The sequence below is a fragment of the Synechococcus sp. CS-1326 genome, assembly GCF_025128115.1.
In the GTDB taxonomy this organism is placed as follows: domain Bacteria; phylum Cyanobacteriota; class Cyanobacteriia; order PCC-6307; family Cyanobiaceae; genus Regnicoccus.
This window is the reverse complement of record NZ_JAHLYV010000004.1, coordinates 58,201-66,454: the sequence shown is the minus strand read 5'-3', so window position 1 is coordinate 66,454 and position 8,254 is coordinate 58,201. Positions and strand designations below refer to the sequence as shown.

Genomic DNA, 8,254 nt, shown 5'->3' with positions numbered 1-8,254 from the left:
TCATCCACCTGTACCTTCCCCCGTAGGACATAGGCTCCATCCCGCTCCTTCATTGCCTGCATGATCTTGTTGTGAACCAGCCATGCCGTGCGGTAGTTCACGCCGAGATGGCGCCTCAGAGCGAGTGAGGAGATGCCAGTCTTGGCCTGGCCCACCAGGTAGGATGCGAGCAATCAGGTGGTCAGCGGTAACTTGATCGCCTCCAGAATTATGCTGGCCGTGAGGGTGGCCTGATGGCGACAGCTCCGGCACTGATAGCGCTTGTGGCGCCGGCCACCGATAAGCCCATACTCCTTGCCCTCACAACGGGGGCAACGGAAACCATCCGGCCAGCGCGCCCGCTTCAGGGCGGCCTCGCATTTCTCCTCGGTGCCGTAGAGCTCGATCAACTTGGGCAGCGACAGGCCGGGCTGGAACTGGATTCGATTCATGGCCATGGCAATCAGGACTGGTACATGTGTACCAGCTTAGGCAGCAGACGGCTGTCGGCGGATCTTGCTACCTAATCAAGAAGGGGTATGAAGAGGCAACTTCGTCCCGAGAATTGCTAGTAAAGCGGAGAGGCTCTCAGAGTGTTCAGGTCACACCAATGGACTGGACCCAAGCAAGGATGACGCCATTGCATGGAAAAGCGTGGAGGTGCTAGATCAGTTACTGAGAGATGCCTGATAGCTGGGCAGGAAAATGGCTAGTCAATCCGTTCCCACACAACAAAAACAAATGAGTAAAGATGGCTTCTCTCTCGCCTCTCACTAGATTATGTAGCGAGATCCCTTGGCCTCACTCAAACATGAGCAGCCATTCATGCTTGGGAAGCTTTCCGCGCTCATAGCCTGCGGCCTGGGCCATGCAGCCAGAAATGAGGTATAAATGAATCGATGTCTGCAGAGGCGCATTTCATGCAAGCCAAAACCAAGTTGCTGGTTCTCAACCAGCTCAACCAACGGCACGTCAAGGCCACCGGCCTTGCAAAGGGATTCACTTTGGTGGAATTGATGATCGTGGTTGCGATCGTCGGAATTCTCTCCGCCGTTGCCCTGCCCCTCTACCTTCAAGCCCGTAACGCTGCTGCCGCTGGAGCACGAGTGGGCGAGGCATTGGGCCTCGGCAAAGAATGCGCCACTTTTGTCGCCTCTGACGGTATAGGTGTGGCACCGACCAGCGCTGGCAACTCAACTGTTATCTGCGCTGCTGGTGCTACTGGTTCGGTTGTGGCAACCTTCACGGCCGGTGCCTCAGGCATTCGTTGCCTCACCTCCGTCAGCACCACTTCCAGCGAAACAGTCACTGTTAACATTGCCACCACTGGAGCATTGAGCTGTACCTTCACCTAAAGAACATCTGAAAAACCCGCTAAAATCAACCAAGATCCAAGATGTAGACTGGAACGGATGACCGCCCCCTCCAGCTGGGCTTCACGGATTACGAACAGATCTTCGCCAAAAAGAAGACGCTTCGCCAGCGCTTCTTGGATGAGATGGAGGCCGCGGTTCCCTGGGAGGCGTTTCTGACCTTGATCGAGCCTGTGTATCACAAGCCCTCCGGCAAATGAGGCCGTCCGCCGATTCCCTTGGAGGTGATGCTGCGGATCCACCTGCTGCAGCAGTGGTTCACCCTTTCAGATCCCTTCATGGAGGAGATGCTGATCGATACGCCCTGCTTCCGCCGCTTCGCCGGGATCGAGCCGATGGATGGCCGGATCCCCGATGAGAACACCATTCTCAACTTCCGGCATCTGCTGGAAGAGCACCGCATCGCCGAGCAGATCCTCGCGGGTGTGAACCAGATGCTGAGCGCGAGGGGAGTAATGCTGAGGGAAGGCACAATTCTTGATACCACGATCATCAATGGCCCCAGCTCTACCAAGAACAAGCGCAAGGAGAGGGATCCTGAAATGCACTTGGTGGTCAATGGCAAGCAGTGGTTCTTTGGTATGCGTTGCCATATTGGCGTTGATGCCGCGTCTGGCCTGGTCCACTCTGTTAAAAGCACTGCGGCCAACGTGCATGAACTGAACACAGCAGCTGGGCGGCTCCACGGGGATGAACGCCTCATCTACGGGGATGCCGGCCACATCGGTATCGAGAAACGAAACGACTTCCAGAACTGCAAGGCTGAGTTCAGGATTACCATGAAGCCCGGCAAGCGCAGAGTGCTTCCAGAGACACCAGAGGGCAGGCTTCTGGATCTGATTGAGACGGCGAAAGTCCACTTCCGCGCCAAAGTGGAGTATCCGTTTCGGATCATCAAATGTCAGTTCGGATTCCGGAAGGTCTTCTACCGTGGCATCCGCAAGAACGATCTCAAGCTGAAGTTGCTCTTTGCTCTGGCAAACCTCTGGATAGCACGGGAACAGATACCTGATCCAGCGTAGTACAAGGACTGAGTGTGTTTTAAAGGCCGATAATCATCCAGAAATCAGGCCAAAATGCATGGTGGTGACTGCCTGAACAACTATGAAAGGATTGCAATGAGGGAAAACAGGACAAAAAATGCTCAATATCGTCTCATTAACGAGAATGAGACTACATTGCTTGGATTAAGCCGTCTTGATCAGAGCTTCCCTAATCGATCTGAGAGCATCAGATAATGCTATCAAGCTATTTATGTCAAGGCCAGCACATTAGTTCTGACGGCCTTATTCATTGGCATTCTGAATTAGCATTAGCCGAAAGGCTCTCTCTAAATGGCTGGTGAGATCAGCAGCATCGTACAGCAGACTGTTTAACACCTCGTTTTGAAATCGGGCCTTATTATGGCGTTGAAAAAGGAAGTCAGAGCCAAGCTCCTTGACAATTTCGGCAAACTGCTCAGGGCTTTCAGCCACCCATTCAGAGTGGCCTAACGCCTTAACCAGCGTTGAACTCATACGGGCAGAGGTTGTGCTGCCACGGATCGCCACCAGCGGAACACCCATACCCAAGGCATCAAAGCCGGTAGTAGCACTGCTCCATGGAGTTGTGTCCAACGCAATGTCAATCAGGTTGTAGCAATCCATATGCTCCTCCCAGGAGCTAGTCAATGGTAAATACAGCAAACGTTCTGGATTCACCCCACATTGAGCCAGCGAATCTTCAATCCGTTGACGCACCAAGGCTGAAGCTGTAAGTCGATCCTTTATCAGTAGCACACTATCTGGCAAGGCAAGCAAAGCCTCAGCCCAGAAAGCAAGGGTTTCTCTGCGGACCTTGGCAAGCTGATTGAATGACCCCAACACTGGACTTATACGTTTAGCTCTCGGCTCCGCTGTGGGTAGCGGCCCAAATGGGGTACAGGCCAGCCATGGACGCTGCAATTGCCATAAGGTTTCGCTGAATTGCCAAGCAAACTCGGGGGGGGTTGTTTCAAAGTCACCGATAAAATAATCGATTGTATCAAGTCTTGTGCTGGCATGATATCCAATGTAGTGGCACTGAATGGGTGCACATCGTTCAGCCAGCAGATTCATCGCCGTATTTCCTGTAAATCCAGAGGTCTCCAGAATAATGTCATAATTTCGGGCCATAACTCGATTTCGAGCTTCTACAGAAGTCAATCCCTGTAGCGCTACAATAGAATCAGCCAATTGGGCCAATTCCTCAGAGCGTTGCTGATAGTGAGTCGCCGGTGCAATGAGCTCAATCAGAAAAGAGTCACGGTCGTAATGCCGCAAGAAAGACTCGATAAACTGACTAACACAATGACCACTGATTTCCGCACAAAGGATACCGATGCGAATCTTTTTCTCGCCAACATCTGTCAGGAAAGCAGGATCTGCAACCAGCAATGGCGCAGGTTCAGAACGCACAATTTCCCAGTAATCTCGTGCCGCATGCGCTGCCTCGTGTACATACTCAACACCAGCCACTGAGTAAACAAATTGAAGGTTTTGGTGGGTATTCAGATGCCTTGGATGAAGCCTAAGCACGCTCTTCAAGCAGTCAATCGACCTTTGGAGTTCACCCTGCCTAAAATAGCCCATCGCGAGGTTAACAGCGGGTTCAGCAGAAGACGGATCCAGCTCTACTGAGCGCCTAAAGTTCTCCATTGCGGAGTCAAGCTCACCCTTTGCTAAATGCGTAATTCCAAGATGATAATGCATCGCTGCGTCAGTTGCATCGAGTGAAATAGCCTGACTATAAAGCTCAATCGCTTGATCAACTTGACCAATGGCATCAAGAGCCCGGCCTATGAGAAAAATTAGTCGAGCATTGTCAGGGTAGAGAGCCACAACTTCCAAGTAGTGCAGAATTGCTTCATCAGCGCGACCAAGAAGATGCATGGCAATTCCATAGTTCATCAACAACAATTCATGATCAGGCCGCAGCGCAAGGCCCATCTCGATAGCGTGCAACGCCTCTTCATTAGCTCCCTGGATAAACTTGAGGCGAGAAAGATTGTAAAATACCTCAACTAGATTCTTATTCAGCTGGATCGCCCTTTCATAACTTGCGCTAGCTTCATCTAGCCGGCCTACTTCATGGTAAGCTACTCCGAGGTTCATCCAAGCCTCTGGAAGTTGCTCGTCGAGCAAGATAGCACTTTCTAACCATCGCAGCCGCTCTGCAAGACGACCATCCAAGCCGCATATGACAGCGAGATTAGAATAAACTTTCACCTCTTTTGTTCCTCTCTTAATCAGCTCACGGTAGATCAGCTCCGCATTAGCAAACTCGCCCTTGTCGATGCAAGCCTTGGCCAAAGCTATCTGATCCAGCTGCTCTTCAGGGTCGAATGAATGGCTGGCTCCTTGGCTGAGGTGGGAGTGATTGGCCACCATAAAAAAGCGAAGATTGTATTCGTAGTTTAACTATGGAGCATCATGATGTGGATGCGCCGCGACCAAGTATCCCATGTAACAGGCAACATGTGAACATGCACATTCACGCAAACGTGGCTAAACTCCTAAGATCAAAATTCACTATGATGACAAGAAATCTTCACATCGGTGGGACATCTCCTTCGGCTGGCTGGGAAATTCTGAACGCCATCCCCGCCGAATACGTGGATCACGTAGGAAATGCTAACGATCTCTCACGCTTTGCAGACGGTACCTTCAGCAAAATATACGCTTCCCACGTTGTGGAGCATCTAGATTATTCTAGCGAAATTGCAATGACCCTCGCCGAATGGAGGCGGACCCTGCAACCTGGAGGTAGCCTGTACATCAGCGTGCCTGATATGGACATCTTGGCTGGGTTATTTCTAGAAAAGAATCTTCTTAATCTGGAAGAGCGATTTATGGTAATGAGAATGATTTTTGGTGGGCACATAGATGCATTTGACTACCATCTTACAGGGCTCAATGAAGAATTTCTGAGTGAATTTTTAAAATCTGCTGGCTATACTAGTATCACGAGAGTTGAAAGCCTGAAAATTTTTCACGACACCAGCGAAATGGAATTCAAGGGCGTGCGAATCAGCCTCAATGTAAGAGCTAAAAACCCCGAAAATCCTGTCTAATTTCATTCCAACTCACTTTACACTTGGTTGCTCACATTCAATCATGATCCCTGAATGCTTCGACTTCACCGTGCATCATCAAGTAAAGCTCAGCAGCCAATCCACCAATTCGAGAGTCCAGTGCCGCAAGAACTAAATGGGCAAGATCAAAAGACCCTAAGACGTCATGAGCGAGTACAGCATACTTACGGAGTTGATCATTATTTAATTCATCTAGCTTCATCCAGTCAGCGACATAAACTGCATCTGACCACAGCCATTGTCGAAACGAAGCATTAACATCACCTCGTGGTGCCATCGGCTTAAAGGCGCGTCCTCCAAACTGATTAAAGGAATGGAATTGAAAGCCTTTTCCCCTTATGAAGGCATCCACATCGGAAAACATCGGCTGACCTCTGTACATCTCTACAAACTCAACTTCAACCTGAATCAACAGCACATTCGGTAAAATCCTCTGGGCATGTTGAAGCACAGCAAGTTCACTGCCCTGTACATCAATCTTGATGCAATCGATTCCTTCAATCTCAGTGATCTCGTCGATTCGCTGCGTCATAACTGGATATGTGGCCACAGGCCGTGTCAGCTCGCCGAGATTCTGAAATTTATCCAAAAGCGGCATGTTCGGCTCAAACAAGGAACCAGTTAACGCCCAGTTGGTTTGATGAAATGTGGCAGGCATTCCATCCCCTACGAAGCAGGGATAGAAGCGATGGGGATCGCCATACATCTGGTTAAGTCGATCACACTCGGCTAGATCAGGCTCGAAGCCCGTGATGCGGGCACAGCCAGCATCGATAAGGCCCTGGTAAGAGGGTATTTCGCTCAGAGCAGCTCCAACATCGAGGATGTGAATTCTCTCTCCTTCGGGCAACAGATCAACCAAGCTCCAGTTCACGGCTTAGGCATTGGACGCACCTCAGAAGCTAAGCGTTCATCCCCCCTACCACCTCAGCACCTGGCGATCCAGAAGTAAAGCACCAAAACCAGGACCAAGGAACCGGCCGGGCTTGGTGCTGATTGGCCAACTCGTTGCGGCACTCTTAGGCTCTGGACTGGCCAATGACCGGGCCTGCAGAACGGCCTGAGCACCCCTTGACCGATCCAGATGTGCACTGGCAGCAGCGCATTGCCATTTTCTGCAGGGCCCTTGAGCAAGAGGAGCAGGGCCTGATCAAGGCGTCCGAGTGCACCTTCGAGCTCGGCTGGAACACCCTGCGCGATCTGCTCGCCAGTGAGGGCACCACCGTCCTGGTCGGCTCCCGCGGCACCATCCGTGAGGCCTTCCGGGTGGGCCTGATCACCGATGGCACCACCTGGATGGCCATGATTCAAGACCGTAACCTCACCAGCCACACTTACAACAGGGCCACCCTCCAGAACCGGCCGCAATCACGCAGCCCGTCCCAGGGCTCCCGCCTGAGGCCAGCGAGCGGTTGCTGGCGGTGCTGGGAGCCTGCGAAGCCGTGGAAACCGCCTCCGATGTGGATCTCACCCTGCGCGGCGAACGCCTCACCCACCGGGATCTGCTCCGGCAGGGCGTCAGCCCTGCTGATGGCCTTGAGCCCTGAACAGCGGCACGGCACGAACAACAGCCGTCGCACGATTGCGCTACATCCATTCCATGGACGTGATCAGCATCCGCGAGCTCCGCAACCGGCCCGGAGCTGCACAGCAGCAGCTGGCAGCCCAGGGTGAATTGCTTCTCACCAACAACGGTCAGCCCGTGGCCCTGATGGTTTCTGTGGATGGCAGCACCCTCGAGGAATCTCTGCAGGCCCTCCGCCTCGCCAAAGCCCAGCTGGCCCTGAGGCAGCTGCGCCGAGCAGCCCGTGGCTCCGGCGCCGCGGAACTTGGCAACGCAACCATCGACGATGAGATCCAGGCCTTGCGCCAACAGCGTCGCCAACAAGCCCCCTGCTGATGCACGTGGTCCTGGGCACAAACGTAGTGGTGTCCGGCATTCTCAGCCCAACAGGTCCACCGGGAAGATTGCTGGATCTGGTGATGGACGAAACCCTGCAACTCGTGGTGGAATCACGCATCCTTCAGGACTACCTGGAAGTGTTGCTCCGTCCACGTTTCGCTTTGCCCGAAGCTGCGGACATTCGCCTTGTGGACAACCTGGAGGATCTTGCTATCCAGGTTCTGGCCGATCCATGGCCCCACCCCCTGCCAGACCCTGATGACGCCGTTTTTCTTGCCACCGCCAAGGCCGGGATGGCGCTGCTTGCGGCTGGCAACATCGCCCACTTCCCTCCTGCACTGAGGGGCACCATTGAGGTGCTCAAGCCCAGGGACCTGATCAATCGGCTGGATCGCGATGAGCTGGCTTAGGTCATCTCAACCCGCTCCAACCCCAAACGCTCCATGACCTGTGAAGATTGACGTCCTGAGCGACAAACACCGCCTGGATGGCCATGGTTCAGGACCGCAACATCACCGGATCCGTGAAGGCGCTCTCGAATGCTTCTTTCCGCTGAGGGCCCACGGTGCACGCACGCACAAGAACCGTCAAAAGGAAAAAACAAAACCAGAATGGCTGTTGTTGGCAAGGATTGACAAAACTGGAGCGATGGTGAAGGTCAAAGTCGCTTCCGGCCTCTACACCTCCGCCAGCGAGGTTCTTCGCGAAGCCCTCCGCTTGATGGAGCAGCAAGACCATTTGCGCTCCATCAAGCTCCAGCAGCTGCGCTCCGACGTCCAGGAGGGCCTGGCCAGTGGGGAGCCATCCGAGTGGAATGCGGTGGAGATCAAGCAGCATGGGCGGAACCTCAAGGCGTCGCGCCGGATCACCCCCCAGGGTGCGTAAGCC

The 8,254-nt window shown here is 53.2% G+C and carries 8 protein-coding genes and 3 pseudogenes; 8 read left to right on the top strand and 3 right to left on the bottom strand.

Going from position 1 to position 8,254, the window contains the following annotated elements; genetic code table 11:
- Nucleotides 1–431, bottom strand: a pseudogene (locus tag KQ307_RS01115) (transposase); the annotation flags it as partial.
- 447 nt (nucleotides 432–878) lie between these two features.
- Between KQ307_RS01115 and KQ307_RS01110 the strand changes: the two are divergent.
- Together KQ307_RS01110 and KQ307_RS01105 are read left to right on the top strand one after the other, a co-directional pair.
- Nucleotides 879–1,334: a type IV pilin protein gene (locus KQ307_RS01110; RefSeq protein WP_259726675.1), complete on the top strand. Its 456-nt coding sequence runs from the start codon at nucleotides 879–881 to the stop codon at nucleotides 1,332–1,334.
- A gap of 74 nt (nucleotides 1,335–1,408) precedes the next feature.
- Nucleotides 1,409–2,374 (top strand): annotated as a pseudogene (locus KQ307_RS01105) (IS5 family transposase).
- Between the two features lie 264 nt (nucleotides 2,375–2,638).
- Here the strand turns inward: KQ307_RS01105 and KQ307_RS01100 are convergent.
- Nucleotides 2,639–4,756 (bottom strand): glycosyltransferase family 41 protein, encoded by a 2,118-nt coding sequence (locus KQ307_RS01100; protein ID WP_259726668.1) that lies wholly within the window; start codon nucleotides 4,754–4,756, stop codon nucleotides 2,639–2,641.
- A 116-nt stretch (nucleotides 4,757–4,872) separates the two neighbouring features.
- On the opposite strand from KQ307_RS01100, the gene KQ307_RS01095 reads away from it, so the two are divergent.
- Nucleotides 4,873–5,442: a methyltransferase domain-containing protein gene (locus KQ307_RS01095; RefSeq protein WP_259726667.1), complete on the top strand. Its 570-nt coding sequence runs from the start codon at nucleotides 4,873–4,875 to the stop codon at nucleotides 5,440–5,442.
- A gap of 37 nt (nucleotides 5,443–5,479) precedes the next feature.
- On the opposite strand, the gene KQ307_RS01090 is transcribed toward KQ307_RS01095, so the two are convergent.
- Complete coding sequence (locus tag KQ307_RS01090) at nucleotides 5,480–6,325, bottom strand: FkbM family methyltransferase (protein ID WP_259726666.1); 846 nt, start codon at nucleotides 6,323–6,325, stop codon at nucleotides 5,480–5,482.
- A gap of 176 nt (nucleotides 6,326–6,501) precedes the next feature.
- Here KQ307_RS01090 and KQ307_RS01085 point away from each other — a divergent pair.
- From KQ307_RS01085 to KQ307_RS01065, 5 genes and pseudogenes are all read left to right on the top strand, one after another.
- A pseudogene (locus tag KQ307_RS01085) lies at nucleotides 6,502–6,804 on the top strand (HI0074 family nucleotidyltransferase substrate-binding subunit); the annotation flags it as partial.
- A gap of 71 nt (nucleotides 6,805–6,875) precedes the next feature.
- Nucleotides 6,876–7,010, top strand: a complete 135-nt coding sequence (locus KQ307_RS01080; protein WP_259726674.1) for a hypothetical protein — start codon at nucleotides 6,876–6,878, stop codon at nucleotides 7,008–7,010.
- A 53-nt stretch (nucleotides 7,011–7,063) separates the two neighbouring features.
- Nucleotides 7,064–7,363, top strand: a complete 300-nt coding sequence (locus tag KQ307_RS01075) for a type II toxin-antitoxin system Phd/YefM family antitoxin (protein ID WP_259726665.1) — start codon at nucleotides 7,064–7,066, stop codon at nucleotides 7,361–7,363.
- Nucleotides 7,363–7,776 (top strand): putative toxin-antitoxin system toxin component, PIN family, encoded by a 414-nt coding sequence (locus KQ307_RS01070; RefSeq protein WP_259726664.1) that lies wholly within the window; start codon nucleotides 7,363–7,365, stop codon nucleotides 7,774–7,776. Before KQ307_RS01075 ends, KQ307_RS01070 begins: the two co-directional genes overlap by 1 nt.
- A gap of 40 nt (nucleotides 7,777–7,816) precedes the next feature.
- Nucleotides 7,817–8,251 carry a type II toxin-antitoxin system ParD family antitoxin gene (locus KQ307_RS01065; protein WP_259726663.1) on the top strand — a complete coding sequence of 145 codons (435 nt, stop codon included), beginning with the start codon at nucleotides 7,817–7,819 and terminating at the stop codon, nucleotides 8,249–8,251.
- Nucleotides 8,252–8,254: the final 3 nt, after the last annotated feature.